Source organism: Thauera phenylacetica B4P (genome assembly GCF_000310225.1).
Classification (GTDB): domain Bacteria; phylum Pseudomonadota; class Gammaproteobacteria; order Burkholderiales; family Rhodocyclaceae; genus Thauera; species Thauera phenylacetica.
In genome coordinates this window covers 15,245-30,625 of sequence record NZ_AMXF01000002.1, presented here as the reverse complement: position 1 = coordinate 30,625, position 15,381 = coordinate 15,245, and the positions used below count along the sequence as shown (strand labels likewise).

The window sequence follows — 15,381 nt, the reverse complement described above, 5'->3', positions numbered from 1 at the left end:
CAGAAAATGGATGGTGCCCATGACGTGGATTGAACACGTGGCCTCTCCCTTACCAAGGGAGTGCTCTACCACTGAGCTACATGGGCCCCGAAACCTCGAGCAAACCGCAGCGATGCTGGAGCGGGTGAAGGGAATCGAACCCTCGTCATAAGCTTGGAAGGCTTCTGCTCTACCATTGAGCTACACCCGCACACGCCTGCAACTGTGTTCTCATGCCTGCGCGAAACTCCGCGCTTACCACAACTCGCAGCCAGACACTGCATTTGCCACATCGACCGTGACCAGCACGGCACGACTGAAACTTGGTGGAGGGAGAAGGATTCGAACCTTCGAAGGCTGAGCCGTCAGATTTACAGTCTGATCCCGTTGACCGCTTGGGTATCCCTCCGTCCGGGAAGCCCCGCACTATAGAGGCCTTCCACCAGGAAGTCAAAGCTTTTCGTAAAAAAATTTCGATCGCGATCCTGCAGGCTGCCCATGCCGCGCCCGTGCGCGCCGACCTTCCGCCCTGCCGGCATCGCGCCGCGCGCGGGCAGAACGATGGAAGCGTTATGATCGGGCGCTTCGCAAGCGCACTCCCGGACCGCTCATGCCCCCCGCCCTCAAGGCCCTCCTCGCTCAGCTCGCGGGCTTGGCCGCGGCCATCGCGCTCGCGCGCAGCGGCGCACTCGGCGGGCTGTGGCCACTGGTGGGCGCGCAGGCGGTCGTGGCGGCGACGGTGGCGGCCGGGTTGCGCAGCGCACGCTGGTGGCTGCCGATCCACCTCGGCTTCCTGCCGCTGGCGGTGCTCGCACAGGGCGCGGGCATCCATCCCGGCTGGTACCTCGGCGGCTTCGTCACCCTCGTGCTGGTGTACTGGACGAGCTTCCGCACCCAGGTGCCGCTCTACCTCAGCAACGCCGCCACCGCCGCTGCGGTGGCGAAGCTGCTGCCAAACGGCCCGGCGCGGATGCTCGACATCGGCGCCGGCACCGGCACGCTGCTGCGCCCGCTCGCGCAGGCACGGCCCGACTGTCGCTTCACCGGCGTCGAGCTCGCGCCCGCGACCTGGGCGATCGGGCGCCTGCTGCTGCGCGGCCACGCCAACGTCGAGTGGCAGCGCGGCGACCTCTTCGCCCCCGACTGGAGCGGCTACGACCTGGTGTACGCCTTCCTGTCGCCGGTGCCGATGCCCGCGGTGTGGGCCAAGGCGATCGCCGAGATGCGTCCGGGCAGCCTCCTCGTCAGCAACAGCTTCGTGGTCCCCGGGCAAGAGGCGGACGCGGTGATCGAAGTGGGCGACCGCCGCGGCACGCGCCTCTTCGTCTACCGCATGCGCGCACGCGGCGGGCGCCGAAGCGGCTGAATTGGCCCTGCGAAGCGGCGCTTTTCCGCGCTCGCCCGCTTGCCCGCGGCGCCGATAATCCCTGCCATGCAAGGACTGCGTGCAAAGGACTGAAGCGTCATGGCTGAGATCATCTGCGTGATCGGCAACAAGGGCGGCACCGGCAAGACCACCCTCTCGCACATGCTGTGCCAGGGCCTCGGCCTGCTCGGCCAGCGTGCCGCCTGCGTGCTCACCGACACCTCGCGCGAGCCGCTGATTCCCACCGGCCGGCGCTACGTGCTGGCCGACGCGCGCACCCGCGACTCGCTCACCAAGGTGGTCGACAAGCTGCGCACCCTGGAGAACTGGATCGGCGTCATCGACGGCGGCGGCAACCGCACCGAGATGGATCGCAAGCTCTACGCGCTCTCCGACCTCGTGCTGCTGCCCTTCCGCGAGTCGCACGAGGACATCCGCACCGTGCTGCGCGACCTCGAGATGTTCCCGCGCGCCTACGCCATCCCCACGCAGTGGCCCACGAACCCCTGGCAGCGCGACGCCGCCGACCGCAGCGTGGCGCGCCTGCTGGGCGCGCACCGCCACCGCATCCTGCGCCCCGTCAATGCGCTCTCGTCCACCAAGCTGCTGCTGCAGAAGCAGCTCCCCGAACAGCTCCCGACCCCGCTCGCGAATGCCTGCCGCGCGGTCGCACGCCAGCTGCTCGAGGTTCTCGAGATCGACTTCATCGACCAGGACGAGGAGCGCGTCGGTGACGCCCAGGAAGAGCCCCTGTCCGCTGCGGAGATGCCGCTGCGGCTCGGCGGCGTGCGACGTCCCCACTGAGGGGCGATCTCCGCCCGGACGGGCTCAGACCCCCTTGTTGCGGCGCGAGAGCAGCACCAGCGCCCGGCTCCGGCTGCTCACACCGAGCGCCCGATAGATCGCCGTCACGTGCACCTTCACCGTACCCTCGGTGAGGCCGAGCTTGGTGGCGATCTCGCGGTTGCTGCCACCGGTGGCGAGCAGCTCCGCCACACGGTTCTGGGCGCTGGTGAGCCCATAGCGCTCGGCCGCCGAAAGCGAGCGGGCGCCTCGGCCGGGAGGGCTCGCGCGCGGGGTCGGCATGCCGCCGTCCAGGACCTCGCGCACCGCCAGCGCCAGCACCTCGCCCGAGCTCGCCTTGGAGACGAAACCCGAGGCGCCGGCGGAGAGCGCGCGCCGCACGGAGGCATCGTCGTCCATCGCCGACACCACGATCGCCGGCAGGTCGGGATATCGCTTGGCCAGCACCCCGAGCAGCGAGAAGCCGTTCGCACCGGGCAACATCAGGTCCACGATCGCCAGATCGACATCGCCGTGCGCCTCGAGCAAGGCCAGGGCCTCGTCCGCACCGGCCGACTCCAGGCAGACCAGCTCCGGCTCCAGGCACGCAAGGCGCTGCGCCATCGCTTCGCGCACCAGCGCATGATCTTCGACGATCAGGATCTTCGTCATGCTCTCCCCCCTTTCGCGACGAACATAGCATGAGCCGGCGGGCGCAGCATCGCCCGCCCCGCCGTCCGGCTATGCCGGCACGGACAAACGATGGAAAATCGTTCCGACGACCGCGGGCGCCCCGCCGGCAAGCCCAGGCGTATCTCCCGCCAATGGTCCGTCCCATCCTCCCGAGAGTCGCCGACATGTCCCCCCGCTCCTTCCCTGCCGAGCCCCATCGCGCCGCGCCGAGGAGAAGGCCTTGATCCACAAATGGGGCATCCGTGCCCGCGTCACCCTGGTCGCCTTCGTCCCGATGCTGGTGCTGGCCGCGCTGATGACCGCCACCCACACCACGCTGCGCCTGGGCGAACTCGACAACGCCCTGCGCGCACGCGCGCACGCCTACGTCCGCCAGACCGCCGTGGCGAGCGAATACCCTTTGTTCATCGGTGACCAGATCGCGCTTCAGCAGCTGCTCGACAGCCTGCTGCTCGAGGAAGACATGGCCGCGCTCGCGCTGGTCGCCCCGGACGGCGGCCTGCTCGCGCAAGCGGGCCGCTTCGACGAGTCCACACCCGCGCAAGCGGCGCTGGAGGGCACGCGTTCGAGCCGGGGACGCCTGCGCATCGTCGAGCCGATCCGGCCGCGCCCGCTCCCGCTCGACCCGGGCTCGGCCGAAGCCCAGCCCAAGGAGGAGGCGCTCGCCACCCTGGTCATGGAGATGTCGCTCAAGCGTCTCGACCAGCGCCGCGCCGAACTGCTCTGGATCGCCGCCGGCTGGATGCTGATGGTCGCCATCGGCAGCCTCGCGCTCGCACGACGGATGAGCCACAGCGTCAGCGGTCCCATCCGCAACATCGCCGACACCGTGCAGCGCATCGGCCGAGGCGAGCTCGATCGCCGCGTGCCGGTGGTCGGCGGCGGCACGCTGCGTGTGCTCGCCGAAGGCGTGAACGAGATGGCCGGGCGCCTGAGCGCCGCACACGCTTCGATGTCGCGCCAGATCGAGGAGGCCACCGCCGAGCTGCGCGCACGTCGCGACGAGGCCGAGCGGGCCAGCGTCGCGAAGTCGCGCTTCCTCGCCGCGGCCAGCCACGACCTGCGCCAGCCGTTGCACGCGCTCGGGCTGTTCGTGTCGGAGCTCTCGCAGCGCAAGCTCGACGCGCGCAGCCGGCAGCTCGTCGGACGCATCACCACCTCCGCCGAGACCATGGACGGGCTGCTCGGCAGCCTGCTCGACATCTCGCGCCTCGACTCGGGCGCGCTCATCCCGGTGCGGGAGGCCTTCGACCTGCGCATGCGCATCGAGCGCATCGTGGATGGCCAGTCCGCCATCGCTGCCGAACGCGGCCTCGACCTGCACCTGCACTGCCCGCCCTGCCACGCCCACACCGACCCGCTCCTCCTCGACCGCATCCTCGCCAACCTGCTCTCCAACGCCATCCGCCACACCCCGCGCGGCCGGGTACTGGTCGCCTGTCGGCGGCGCGGTGCCAGGCTGCGCGTGGAGGTGCGGGACAGCGGCCCCGGGATCGCCCCCGATTCGCAGGAACTGATCTTTCACGAGTTCGTCCAGCTCGACAATCCGGAGCGCAGCCAGGACAAGGGGCTGGGGCTGGGGCTGGCGATCGTGCGCCGCCTGAGCAAGCTGCTCGAATTGCCGCTCGAGCTGCGTTCGCGGCCCGGACGCGGCTCGGTGTTCGCGGTCGAAGTTCCCGCCGCCGATGCCGAACAGCGCGCACGGACCCGGGTTCCGGGCAGCCTCGAGGGGGTGCGCGTGCTGCTCGCCGACGCGGCTCCCGAAACCTTCGCGGCGACCGCCGGGCTGCTCGCCGAGTGGGGCTGCGAGGTCGTCGCCACGGCGCCGACCCCGACGGAAGACCCGGCACCGGCGGACGCAGACCTGCTGATCCTCGCGCCGCCGCACACGGACCTGTCCGGCGGCTTCGACACCCTCGCCCGACTGCGCGCCCGTACCGGGCTGGCGGACGTGCCTGCCGTGCTGCTGGCCGAAGACACCGGCGAGGAATCGCGCGAAAGCGCGCGCGCCACGAACACGCATCTTCTCGCCCGCCCGCTCCGTCCCTCCCGTCTGCGCGCCCTGATGAACCGGCTCTTCGGCGCCGACGACGGCGATGGCGCACAGCGCAGCGGCATCGGTTAATATCATTCCATCAACTCGCCCCCCCGACCGGAGCAGCCCGATGTCCAATGACCAGAACGCCCAGGATCCGCTCGAGTTCGTGCGCGGCATGTGGAACCAGATGGGTTTCTCGCTGCCGGGCATGGTCACGCCCACGCTCGACGTCGACGAGCTGGACAAGCGCATCACCGACATGCGCGCGGTCGAAGGCTGGCTCAAGATGAACCTGAACATGCTGCAGATGAGCATCCAGGGCCTGGAGATGCAGCGCGCCGCGCTCGCCGCGGTCAAGGCGATGAGCCAGCAGGCCCAGCAGGCGGGCGAAGGCGTCGCCACGGCCGATGCCGGCGCCAACCCGTTCGCAGCCGCGGCGGCGATGTGGCCGTGGAACCTCATGGGTGGGCAGCCCGCTGCCACGCCGGCACCCGCGCCGCAGGCCGAAGCCAAGGACGGCGCGCGCGGCGGGCGACGCAAGCCGACCACCGACAAGTAATCCGCGCCCCGCACCCGCCCGGCATGGCCCGCATCGCGCGGGCTCGCTTTCCTGCCGCTGCATGCGGGCGTGAGCGGGTGCGTCTTTCGCCCGCCCGACGACAGCCGGGAAGCGCCGGCCCATCGTGCAGGCCGGGGTGGGCCCTGACCTAGATCACCCCCGCGCCGCGCAGCCGCGCACATTCTTCGGCGTCCACGCCGAGCGCCTCCAGGATCGCGTCCGTGTCCGCCCCCGCGCGAGCCGGGGCCGGCGCGGCGGGCATCTCCGGCATCCCGCCCAGGCGCACCGCCGGGCCGGCGTGGCACAGGCCGCTGGCCTCCACCACCATGCCGCGCGCGCGCAGCTGCGGGTCGCGCAGGCTCTCCTCCAGGCGCAAGACCGGCGTCACGCAGCAATCGACCGGGTCGAACACCGCCACCCACTCGCGCTGGCTGCGGCCGCGGAAGATGGCCGCGAGATCGGCGCGCGCGCGCGCGCCCTCCTCGCCGGTGGCGAGATGCCCCGGGATCAGGTCGGCGCGCCCGAGCGTGGTGCACATCAACGCCCAGAACTTCTCCTCCAGCGCGCCCACCGCCATGTGGCGGCCGTCCGCGGTCTCATACACGCCGTAGCAGGGCACGCCGCCGGACAGCAGGTCCTCGCCGCGCGGCCGCACGCCGCCGTGGGCGAGCACCTCGGCGAGCGGGAAGATCATGTGCGCGAAGCTGGCATCGGTCATCGACACGTCCACCTCGCGGCCGTGGCCGCTGCGGCGCGCGTCGAACAAGGCCACCAGGATGCCCATCACCGCGCCCATGGTGCCGCCGAGCAGGTCGCCGATCTGCAGGTTCGACAGCGCCGGCGCGCCGCCCGCGCAGCCGATCTGGTCGAGCACCCCGGCGTAGCCGAGGTAGTTGATGTCATGGCCAGCGCGCAGCGCGTACGGCCCGGTCTGCCCGTAGCCGCTGATGCTGCACAGCACCACGCGCGGATTGCGCTCCGCGAGCGTGGCGTAGCCGAGGCCGAGGCGCTCCATCACGCCGGGGCGGAAGCCCTCGACCACCACGTCGGCGCTGCCCACCAGGCGCAGGAAGAGTTCGCGTCCCGCCTCCTGCTTGAGGTCCAGCCGCAGGCTGCGCTTGTTGCGGTTGACCAGCTGGTAGAACCAGCTCGTGTCGCCCCCCATCGCGCCCATGCTGCGCGCGTAATCTCCGGCCCCGGTGTCCTCCACCTTGATCACCTCGGCGCCATAGTCGGCGAGGTGCTGGGTGGCGAGCGGGCCGGGGAGCAGCCGGGTGAGGTCGAGGATGCGCACGCCGGCGAGCGGCGCGCGTGCGGAAGCGGTCGATGCGGGGTTCATGTGCGCGTCCATCGTGTTGCGGAAAGGCGGCAGTATGCCAGCCCCCGCCGCCGGAGCACGCGGGCGACGGGCTCGCGGCTACGCGTAGGTGCGCACGTCGTCGATGACCTTGCCATCGTTGGCGAGCGCACCGGTGGGCAGGAAGGCAACCTCGCCACGCAGCTTGGTGAGCTCGCGGATGCTCGCGGCGACCGCCTCGGCGAGCGCCTCGCTGCCGCCGCCGGCAACCTCGCACATCAGCGTCATGCGGTCGGCGAGATCTGGATTGTCGACCACCAGCCGCGCGCGCGTGATCTCGGGGTGGCGGCGCACGACCTGGGCGATCTGCCCCGGATGCACGAACATGCCCTTGACCTTGGTGGTCTGGTCGGCGCGCCCCATCCAGCCCTTGATGCGCACGTTGGTGCGCCCGCAGGGCGAGACGCCGGACAGCACCGCGGACAGGTCGCCGGTGCCGAAGCGGATCAGCGGGTAATCCGGGTTGAAGGTGGTCACCACCACCTCGCCCACCTCCCCCGGCGCCACCGGGTCGCCGGTGCCGGGGCGGACGATCTCGAGCAGCACGTCCTCGTCCACCACCATGCCCTCGCGCGCCGGGGTCTCGTAGGCGATGAGGCCGATGTCGGCGGTGGCGTAGGCCTGGCAGGCGGTGATGCCGCGCGCGGCGAAGGCCTCGCGCATGCTGGGCGGAAAGGCTTCGCCGGAGACGAAGGCCTTGGTGAAGGACACGCTCACGCCGAGCTCGTCCGCCTTTTCGAGCAGGATGCGCAGGAAGGACGGCGTGCCGACGTAGGCGTTGGGCTGCAGGTCGGCGATCGCCGCGAGCTGCTGCTCGGTCTGGCCGACGCCGGCGGGAAAGACGGTGCAGCCGAGCGCGTGCGCGGCGGTCTCCATCATCGAACCGGCGGGGGTGAAGTGGTACGAGAAGGTGTTGTGCACCAGGTCGCCGGCACGAAAACCCGCGGCGAACAGCGCGCGCGCCAGGCGATAGTAGTCGGGGCGCGCGCCTTCGGGTTCGTAGAGCGGGCCGGGCGAGGCGAACACGCGCCGGCACGCCGCGCCCCAGCCCACCGCCGAGAAGCCGCCGAAGGGCCGCGCCGCCTTCTGCAGCTCGAGCAATTCGGACTTGCGCGTCACCGGCAGCGTGGCGAGCGCCTCGCGGCTGGTGACCGAATCCGGATCGACGTCGGCGAGCAGCCGCCCCAACGCGGGCGCGGCGGCGCGCGCATGGGCGATCTGCGCCGGCAGGCGGGCCAGCAGCTCGCGTTCGCGCACCTCGGGATCGCGGGTCTCGCGCGTGTCGTGGAAATTCATCTCGGCTCCCCTGCTCGATACGTTGTCCGGTCCTTCGTCTGGCGCTGCGGCTTCAGCTCAGCCAGCGCTTGCGGCGACGGTAGTGCTTGATGTCGCGGAAGCTCTTGCGGCCCTCGCCCGCGAGGCCGAGGTAGAACTCCTTGACGTCCTCGTTGGTCGCCAGATCCTTGGCCGCGCCTTCCATCACGATGCGGCCGTTCTCGACGATGTAGCCGAAATCGGCGTAGCGCAGCGCGACCATGGTGTTCTGTTCGGCGAGCAGGAAGCTCACGCGCTCCTTGGCGTTGAGGTCCTTGACGATCTCGAACACCTCTTCGACGATCTGCGGCGCCAGGCCCATCGAGGGCTCGTCGAGCAGGACCATGTTCGGGTTCGACATCAGCGCGCGACCGATCGCGCACATCTGCTGCTCGCCGCCCGAGGTGTAGGCGGCCTGGCTGGTGCGGCGCGTCTTCAGGCGCGGGAAATAGGTGTACACCTTGTCGAGGTTGGCGGCGATCTCGCCCTTGTCGCTGCGCGTGTAGGCGCCAGCGAGCAGGTTCTCCTCGATGGTCAGGTGGGCGAAGCAGTGACGCCCTTCCATGACCTGGACCACGCCCCGACGCACGAGGTCGGAGGGCGACAGCGCCTCGACGCGCTCGCCGCGGTATTCGATCATGCCCTTGGTGACCTCGCCACGCTCGCCCTTGAGCAGGTTGGAGATCGCACGCAGCGTGGTGGTCTTGCCCGCGCCGTTGCCGCCGAGAATGGCCACGATGCCGCCTTCGGGCACCTGCAGGGACACGCCCTTGAGCACCAGCGCGACGTGGTTGTAGATCACCTCGATGCCATTCACATTGAGTAGAAGATTCGGTGCGCTCATCATTTCGTCCGGTAGATTCGGCCCCGCCACGCAGCGCGCGGCGGGACCCGGATCGATCCCGACCACCCGGCCGGCCGCACGCGGCGGCACGATCGGACGGCCGGAAACAGCATCAGGAGTTGCAGTCGGCGGCGTCGCGGCGCTTGACCTGCTTCTCGGCGGCGTAGCGGTCGGCGGCTTCCTTGACCATCGGGCCGAGCACGCTCTTGTCTGCCTCGTACCAGTCGGCGCCCATCACCCACTTGCTGCCATCCCAGGTGTGAACGCGCGCCCACGACGAGCCCATGTGGTCCTCGCAAGTGGTCTTGAGCGGGCGGATCACGCCCTTCACACCCAGCTCTTCAAGCCGCTTCTCGTCGAGGTTGAGGTTCTCGAAGCCCCAGCGCACCTGCTCGCCGGTCATGACCTGACCTTTGCCGAACTTCTCCTGCGCCGCGCGCACGGCCTCGACGCTGAGCATCGAGATGATCATGCCGCGGGTGTACAGCACCGAGCCGACCTCGTCGCGCGGGCCCGAGCCCTGGCCGGCGTCATGCACCTTCTTGAGGACGTCCTGCATCAGCGGGTACTCGGTGCCGTTGGGGTTGAGCGCCAGCGCGCTGTAGCCCTTGGCGTTGTCGCCGACGTCCTTGACGTCCGGCTCGGCGCCCGCCCACCACACGCCGAACAGCTTCTCGCGCGGGAAGCCGGTGGCGATCGCCTCCTTGAGCGCGGTCGAGTTCATCACGCCCCAGCCCCACAGCAGCGCGTAGTCGGGACGATCGCGGCGCACCTGCAGCCAGGTCGCCTTCTGCTCCACGCCCGGCGCGGTCACCGGCAGCAGTTGCAACTCGAAGCCATGCATCTCGGCGCGCTTCTTCAGCGCCGGGATCGGCTCCTTGCCGAAGGGCGAGTCGTGGTAGATCAGCGCGATCTTTTTGCCCTTGAGCTTGTCGAGACCGCCTTCCTTCTTGCCCAGGTGCTGGATCAGGATGTCGGCCGCAGTCCAGTAGCTGCCCATCAGCGGGAAGTTCCACTTGAACACGCCGCCGTCCTGCGAGGCCGCCAGGCCGTAGCCGAGCGTGATCAGCGGGATCTTGTCGATCGGCGCCTTGTCGGTGAGCGCGAAGGTGATGCCGGTGGCCTGCGGGTCGAACACGGCGGCGCCCTTGCCCTTCAGGCGCTCGTAGCACTCCACGCCCTTGTCGGTGGCGTAGCCGGTCTCGCATTCCTCAAAGGCGATCTTGACGCCGTTGATGCCGCCGGTGGCGTTGATGTACTTGAGGTAGTCCTGCTTGCCGTTGGCCCAGGGCACGCCGTTGGGCGCATAGGCACCGGTGCGATAGGACAGCAGCGGAAGGAACTGCTCCTGGGCCAGCGTTGCAAAGCTGGTCGCACCCAGGGCGGCGAGCGTGGCGGCAAGCACGAAAGGCTTGAGTTTCATTGATGTGTCTCCTCTTTTATGTGTCGGTGGCATGGCGTCCATGCCGGTTGGTGCATCCCTGCGACAAGCACTTCTGCCCGGCCCCCAGCAACCGGGCGGCGCTGCATCAATGGGGGAAGGGCCACAGCCGCAGCTTCTGCTTGCCCACGCTCCACAGCTTCGCCAGGCCATGCGGCTCGACGATCAGGAAGAACACGATGAGGGCGCCGAAGATCATGTGCACCAGGTGCGTGATCGTCGCCGTGGACAGCGGAATGCCGAGCAGGTGCGGGATCTGGTCGAGGGCGAGCGGCAGCAGCACGATGAAGCCCGCGCCCAGGAAGGCCCCGGCGATCGAACCCAGGCCGCCGATGATGACCATGAACAGCAACTGGAAGGAACGGTCGATCGAGAACGCCGCCGGCTCCCATGCGCCAAGGTGGATGAAGGCCCACAGCACGCCGGCCACGCCGACGATGAAGGAGCTCACCGCGAACGCGCTCAGCTTGGCGTACATCGGGCGGATGCCGATCACCGCCGCGGCCACGTCCATGTCGCGGATCGCCATCCACTGCCGGCCGATGGCGCTGCGCACCAGGTTCTTGGCCATCAGCGCGAACACGCACACCACCGTCAGCACGAACAGGTACTTGGTGACCGGCGACTCGATCGGCACGCCGAACACGTCGAGGCGGGCCATGCTGACCGAACCGGACGACGAGTTGTTGGTGAACCAGCCGATACGCAGGAAGGCCCAGTCGGTGAAGAACTGCGCCGCCAGCGTCGCCACCGCGAGATACAAGCCCTTGATGCGCAGCGACGGGATGCCGAACAGCACGCCGATCACGGTCGCAGACAGGCCGCCGAGCAGCATCGCCACGATCAGCGGCATACCGTCGATGCGGACCATGAAGTTGTAGGCCGCATACGCGCCCACCGCCATGAATGCGCCGGTACCGAGCGAGATCTGGCCGCAGTAGCCGACCAGGATGTTCAGTCCCAGCGCCGCCAGCGACAGGATCAGGAAGGGAATCAGGATGGCGCGGAACCAGTATTCCGAGCCCACCAGTGGCAGCACCACGAAGGCGACCAGCAGCAGCAGGGCCATCGCCCAGCGCTCCTGGAAGATCGGGAAGATTTGTTGATCGGCCGCGTAGCTCGTCTTGAACTGGCCATTTTCTCTGTACAGCATTCGGATGTTCTCCCGGAGTCGGTAGCCGCGTCAGACGCGATCGATGATCTTCTCGCCGAACAGCCCCTGCGGACGAACCAGCAGGAAACCCAGCGCGAGCACGTAGGCGAACCAGATTTCGATGCCACCACCGAGCATCGGCCCGAGGTAGATCTCCGACAGCTTCTCGCCGACACCGATGATGAGGCCGCCGATGATGGCGCCCGGCACCGAGGTCAGGCCGCCGAGGATCACCACCGGCAAGGCCTTGAGCGCCACCAGCGAGAGCGTGAATTGCACGCCGAGCTTGGAGCCCCAGATGATGCCGGCGACCAGCGCGGCAAAGCCCGCCACCGACCACACGATGACCCAGATCTTGTTGAGCGGGATGCCGATCGACTGCGCGGCCTGGTGGTCGTCCGCCACCGCGCGCAGCGCGCGGCCGGTCTTGGTCTTCTGGAAGAACAGCGCCAGCACCACCACCAGCAGCGCGGCGATCACCGCGGCGACGAGGTCTTCCTTGCTGATCATCACGCCGCCCTCGAACATGCCCTCGAGGATGAAGGCCGGATCCTTGGGCATGCCGACGTTGATGTTGTAGATGTCGCTGCCGAAGAGCGTCTGGCCGAAGCCGTCGAGGAAGTAGGCGATGCCGAGCGTGGCCATCAGCAGCGTGATGCCCTCCTGGTTGACCAGCTTCGACAGGCACAGGCGCTCGATCGCCCACGCCAGCATGATCATCACCGCCATCGCGGCGACGAAGGCGAGCAGGTTGGCGAGCAGCAGGCTCTCGAAGCCCAGCCACTGCGGAATCCACTCCGCGAAGCGCGACATCGCCAGCGCGGCGAACAGCACCATCGCGCCCTGGGCGAAGTTGAACACGCCCGAGGCCTTGTAGATCAGCACGAAGCCCAGTGCGATCAATGAGTACAACATGCCGGCCATCAACCCGCCGAACAAGGTTTCAAGAAAGAATCCCATGGTGTTCCCCGCTCAGTGCGACGTGCCGAGATAGGCACTGATGACGTCTTCGTTGTTGCGCACCTCGTCGGGTGCTCCGTCGCCGATCTTCTTGCCGTAATCCAGCACCACGACCCGATCGGAGATGTCCATCACTACCCCCATGTCGTGCTCGATCAGCACGATGGTGGTGCCGAACTGGTCATTGACGTCGAGGATGAAGCGGCACATGTCCTGCTTCTCCTCCACGTTCATGCCCGCCATCGGCTCGTCGAGCAGCAGCAGCGAGGGCTCGGCGGCCAGCGCGCGGCCGAGTTCGACGCGCTTCTGCAGGCCATAGGGCAACTGCCCGACCGGGGTCTTGCGCACGTTCTGGATCTCGAGGAAGTCGATCACCTCCTCCACCTTCTCGCGGTGGGCGATCTCCTCCTTCTGCGCCGCGCCCCAGAACAGCGCCTGCTGGAAGAGGTTCGACTTCATCTTCAGGTTGCGCCCAGTCATGATGTTGTCGAGCACGCTCATGCCCTTGAACAGCGCGATGTTCTGGAAGGTGCGCGCGATGCCCTGGCGTGCCGCCATGTAGGGCTCGAGGCGCTGGCGTTCCTGCCCGCGATACATGATCTTGCCTTCCTGCGGGTGATAGACGCCGTTGATCACGTTGAGCATCGAGCTCTTGCCGGCACCGTTGGGGCCGATGATCGAGCGGATTTCGTGCTCGCGGACGTTGAAGCTGATGTCGGTCAGCGCCTTCACGCCACCGAAGCGCAGCGAGATGTTCTGCAGGTCGAGGATCACCTCGCCCTGGCGACGCCCCGGAGGCGTGGTGGCGGAAGCGGCATTCATGTCGGTCATGTCCATTCCTCGTCCCCTCAGGCCGCGCGCTTGCCGGCTTGCGGCGCGAAGGTCTTCACTTCCTCGATGCGCAGGTCGGCCGAGACCTTGCCGGTGCGGCCGTCCTCGTACTTGACCTGGGTCTCGATGAACTGGGTCTTCCTGCCCTCGAACATCGCCTCGATCAGCTCGCCGTACTTCTCGGCGATGAAGTTGCGCCGCACCTTGCGCGTGCGGGTGAGCTCGCCGTCGTCGGCGTCGAGCTCCTTGTGCAGGATCAGGAAGCGCTTGATCTGCGAGCCGCTCATGTTGGGGTCGGCGGCGAGGTCGGCGTTGACCTTCTCCACGCAGTCGCGGATCAGCTCGTACACCGCCGCCTGCTGCGCCAGGTCGGTGTAACCCGAATAGGCCATGCCCTTCTTCTCCGCCCAGTTGCCCACGGCCTCGAGGTCGATGTTGATGAAGGCGGTGGCGAATTCCTTGCCGGCGCCGAAGGTCACCGCCTCCTTGACGTGCTGGAAGAACTTGAGCTTGTTCTCGATGTAGTTGGGCGCGAACATCGTGCCGTCGGCCATCTTGCCGACGTCCTTGGCGCGATCGATGATCTTCAGGTGGCCGTCCTCGTCGAAGAAGCCCGCGTCGCCGGTCATGAAGTAGCCGTCGGCGTTGATCGACTCGGCGGTGGCGTCGGGGCGCTTGTAGTAGGCCTTGAGCAGCATCGGCCCCTTGACCAGGATCTCGCCGTTGTCGGCGAGCTTGACCTCGACGAAGGGCGCGGGCTTGCCGACCGAATCGAGCTTGATCTGGCCGTCCGGCTGCAGGCACACGTAGGCGCAGGTCTCGGTCTGGCCGTAGAGCTGCTTGAGGTTGATGCCGATCGAGCGGTAGAAGCGGAACAGGTCGGGACCGATCGCAGCGCCCGCGGTATAGGCAACGCGGATGCGGCTCATGCCGAGCACGTTCTTGAGCGGCCCGTACACCAGCAGGTTGCCCAGCCAGTACTGGAAGCGGTCGCCGCCCGACACCGGCTTGCCGTCGAGGATGTCGGCGCCGCAGCGGCGGGCGACGTCCATGAAGTGGTGAAAGATTTTGCGCTTGAGGCTACCGGCGTCTTCCATGCGGATCATCACCTGGGTGAGCAGGTTCTCGAACACGCGCGGCGGGGCGAAGTAATAGGTGGGGCCGATCTCGCGCAGGTCGTTCATCACGGTCTCGCCCGACTCCGGACAGTTGATCGTGAAGCCCGCCACCGTGGCCTGCGCGAACGAGAACAGGTGGTCGCCCACCCAGGCCATCGGCAGGTAGGACAGGATGTCCTCCTTGTCGGTGAGCTTGTCGAACTGGATCGCGCCGCTCGCCGCGGCGATGAAGGCGCCGTGGGTCTGGCACACGCCCTTGGGCTTGCCGGTGGTGCCCGAGGTGTACAGCATGATCGAGATGTCGTCCGAGGCCCCCTTGGCGATCTCGCCGTCGAGGAAGTCGGGCTGGTTGCGGTCGTGGATCCGCCCCATCTCCTGCAGCTCGTCCAGACCCATCAGCAGGGTCTGGGTGTAGTGGCGCATGCCGCGGGGATCGTCGTAGATCACGTGCTCGAGCAGCGGCGCATCGGGCTGGATCTCGACCATCTTGTCCACCTGCTCCTGGTCCTCGACCACGGCAAACTTGATCTCGGCGTCCTGCAGCACGTAGGCCATCTCCTGGGCCACGGCGTCCTGGTACATCATCACCGGGATGCCGCCCAGGCACTGGCAGGCCGCCACCGACCAGTACAGGCGGGGGCGGTTGTCGCCCACCACCGCGAGGCGGTCGCCGCGCTTGAAGCCGAGCTGCGCCAGCCCGCAGGCGATGGCGCGCACGTTCTCGGCCACCTGCGCCCAGGTGTAGGTCTGCCAGATCCCGTAGGCCTTCTCGCGCATCGCCGCCTGCTGGGGGCGCGCCTTGGCGTGGTGCATCAGCCAGCGCGGAAAGGTATCCGGCCCCGCCCCGCCCTGCCCGGGCTCGGGCGCGCTCGTGCGTGTGTCCATGCCACACTCCTCCTTTGGTCTTGTCCTGTCTGTCTCCGCACCCGGGCCCTTGGTGTGTTT

At 68.4% G+C, this 15,381-nt stretch carries 13 protein-coding genes and 3 tRNA genes; 4 read left to right on the top strand and 12 right to left on the bottom strand.

Annotated elements, in window-relative coordinates:
- Positions 1–11 precede the first annotated feature (11 nt).
- The 3 genes from C667_RS01100 to C667_RS01090 form a co-directional block, all read right to left on the bottom strand.
- Positions 12–86 (bottom strand) — tRNA-Thr (locus C667_RS01100).
- 30 nt (positions 87–116) lie between these two features.
- A tRNA-Gly gene (locus tag C667_RS01095) sits at positions 117–190 on the bottom strand.
- Between the two features lie 113 nt (positions 191–303).
- Positions 304–388: transfer RNA gene (locus C667_RS01090), tRNA-Tyr, on the bottom strand.
- A 201-nt stretch (positions 389–589) separates the two neighbouring features.
- Between C667_RS01090 and C667_RS01085 the strand changes: the two genes are divergently transcribed.
- Both C667_RS01085 and C667_RS01080 read left to right on the top strand, forming a co-directional pair.
- Positions 590–1,345 carry a class I SAM-dependent methyltransferase gene (locus C667_RS01085; protein ID WP_004355306.1) on the top strand — a complete coding sequence of 252 codons (756 nt, stop codon included), beginning with the start codon at positions 590–592 and terminating at the stop codon, positions 1,343–1,345.
- Between the two features lie 99 nt (positions 1,346–1,444).
- Positions 1,445–2,149 (top strand): P-loop NTPase family protein, encoded by a 705-nt coding sequence (locus C667_RS01080; RefSeq protein WP_004355305.1) that lies wholly within the window; start codon positions 1,445–1,447, stop codon positions 2,147–2,149.
- A 24-nt stretch (positions 2,150–2,173) separates the two neighbouring features.
- On the opposite strand, the gene C667_RS01075 is transcribed toward C667_RS01080, so the two are convergent.
- Positions 2,174–2,800, bottom strand: a complete 627-nt coding sequence (locus tag C667_RS01075) for a response regulator transcription factor (RefSeq protein ID WP_004355304.1) — start codon at positions 2,798–2,800, stop codon at positions 2,174–2,176.
- A gap of 241 nt (positions 2,801–3,041) precedes the next feature.
- On the opposite strand from C667_RS01075, the gene C667_RS01070 reads away from it, so the two are divergent.
- Entirely contained in the window at positions 3,042–4,946 is a 1,905-nt protein-coding gene (locus C667_RS01070; RefSeq protein ID WP_004355303.1) for an ATP-binding response regulator, read from the top strand.
- 40 nt (positions 4,947–4,986) lie between these two features.
- On the top strand, positions 4,987–5,418 hold the full coding sequence (locus C667_RS01065; RefSeq protein WP_004355302.1) for a PhaM family polyhydroxyalkanoate granule multifunctional regulatory protein: 432 nt from the start codon (positions 4,987–4,989) through the stop codon (positions 5,416–5,418).
- 148 nt (positions 5,419–5,566) lie between these two features.
- Here C667_RS01065 and C667_RS01060 read toward each other — a convergent pair whose 3' ends face one another.
- From C667_RS01060 to C667_RS01025, 8 genes are all read right to left on the bottom strand, one after another.
- Positions 5,567–6,757 carry a CaiB/BaiF CoA transferase family protein gene (locus C667_RS01060; protein WP_039920515.1) on the bottom strand — a complete coding sequence of 397 codons (1,191 nt, stop codon included), beginning with the start codon at positions 6,755–6,757 and terminating at the stop codon, positions 5,567–5,569.
- Between the two features lie 78 nt (positions 6,758–6,835).
- Positions 6,836–8,071 (bottom strand): phenylacetate--CoA ligase family protein, encoded by a 1,236-nt coding sequence (locus C667_RS01055; protein ID WP_004355298.1) that lies wholly within the window; start codon positions 8,069–8,071, stop codon positions 6,836–6,838.
- Between the two features lie 52 nt (positions 8,072–8,123).
- Positions 8,124–8,933 (bottom strand): ABC transporter ATP-binding protein, encoded by an 810-nt coding sequence (locus C667_RS01050; protein ID WP_004355296.1) that lies wholly within the window; start codon positions 8,931–8,933, stop codon positions 8,124–8,126.
- Positions 8,934–9,045: 112 nt separating this feature from the next.
- Positions 9,046–10,356, bottom strand: coding sequence for an ABC transporter substrate-binding protein (locus C667_RS01045; protein WP_004355293.1), 1,311 nt, complete (start codon positions 10,354–10,356; stop codon positions 9,046–9,048).
- Positions 10,357–10,462: 106 nt separating this feature from the next.
- Positions 10,463–11,527 (bottom strand): branched-chain amino acid ABC transporter permease, encoded by a 1,065-nt coding sequence (locus tag C667_RS01040; RefSeq protein ID WP_004355289.1) that lies wholly within the window; start codon positions 11,525–11,527, stop codon positions 10,463–10,465.
- Between the two features lie 30 nt (positions 11,528–11,557).
- Positions 11,558–12,487 (bottom strand): branched-chain amino acid ABC transporter permease, encoded by a 930-nt coding sequence (locus C667_RS01035; protein ID WP_004355285.1) that lies wholly within the window; start codon positions 12,485–12,487, stop codon positions 11,558–11,560.
- A 12-nt stretch (positions 12,488–12,499) separates the two neighbouring features.
- Positions 12,500–13,318: an ABC transporter ATP-binding protein gene (locus C667_RS01030; protein WP_004355282.1), complete on the bottom strand. Its 819-nt coding sequence runs from the start codon at positions 13,316–13,318 to the stop codon at positions 12,500–12,502.
- Positions 13,319–13,335: 17 nt separating this feature from the next.
- On the bottom strand, positions 13,336–15,321 hold the full coding sequence (locus C667_RS01025; RefSeq protein WP_004355279.1) for an AMP-dependent synthetase/ligase: 1,986 nt from the start codon (positions 15,319–15,321) through the stop codon (positions 13,336–13,338).
- Positions 15,322–15,381: the final 60 nt, after the last annotated feature.

Excerpts from the sequence above, each read along its gene's own strand:
- C667_RS01055 (WP_004355298.1), bottom strand. The coding sequence starts at position 8,071 with ATGAATTTCCACGACACGCGCGAGACCCGCGATCCCGAGGTGCGCGAA.
- C667_RS01035 (WP_004355285.1), bottom strand. The coding sequence starts at position 12,487 with ATGGGATTCTTTCTTGAAACCTTGTTCGGCGGGTTGATGGCCGGCATG.
- C667_RS01050 (WP_004355296.1), bottom strand. The coding sequence starts at position 8,933 with ATGAGCGCACCGAATCTTCTACTCAATGTGAATGGCATCGAGGTGATC.
- C667_RS01080 (WP_004355305.1), top strand. The coding sequence starts at position 1,445 with ATGGCTGAGATCATCTGCGTGATCGGCAACAAGGGCGGCACCGGCAAG.
- C667_RS01075 (WP_004355304.1), bottom strand. The coding sequence starts at position 2,800 with ATGACGAAGATCCTGATCGTCGAAGATCATGCGCTGGTGCGCGAAGCG.
- C667_RS01065 (WP_004355302.1), top strand. The coding sequence starts at position 4,987 with ATGTCCAATGACCAGAACGCCCAGGATCCGCTCGAGTTCGTGCGCGGC.
- C667_RS01025 (WP_004355279.1), bottom strand. The coding sequence starts at position 15,321 with ATGGACACACGCACGAGCGCGCCCGAGCCCGGGCAGGGCGGGGCGGGG.
- C667_RS01085 (WP_004355306.1), top strand. The coding sequence starts at position 590 with ATGCCCCCCGCCCTCAAGGCCCTCCTCGCTCAGCTCGCGGGCTTGGCC.
- C667_RS01030 (WP_004355282.1), bottom strand. The coding sequence starts at position 13,318 with ATGACCGACATGAATGCCGCTTCCGCCACCACGCCTCCGGGGCGTCGC.
- C667_RS01040 (WP_004355289.1), bottom strand. The coding sequence starts at position 11,527 with ATGCTGTACAGAGAAAATGGCCAGTTCAAGACGAGCTACGCGGCCGAT.
- C667_RS01045 (WP_004355293.1), bottom strand. The coding sequence starts at position 10,356 with ATGAAACTCAAGCCTTTCGTGCTTGCCGCCACGCTCGCCGCCCTGGGT.
- C667_RS01060 (WP_039920515.1), bottom strand. The coding sequence starts at position 6,757 with ATGAACCCCGCATCGACCGCTTCCGCACGCGCGCCGCTCGCCGGCGTG.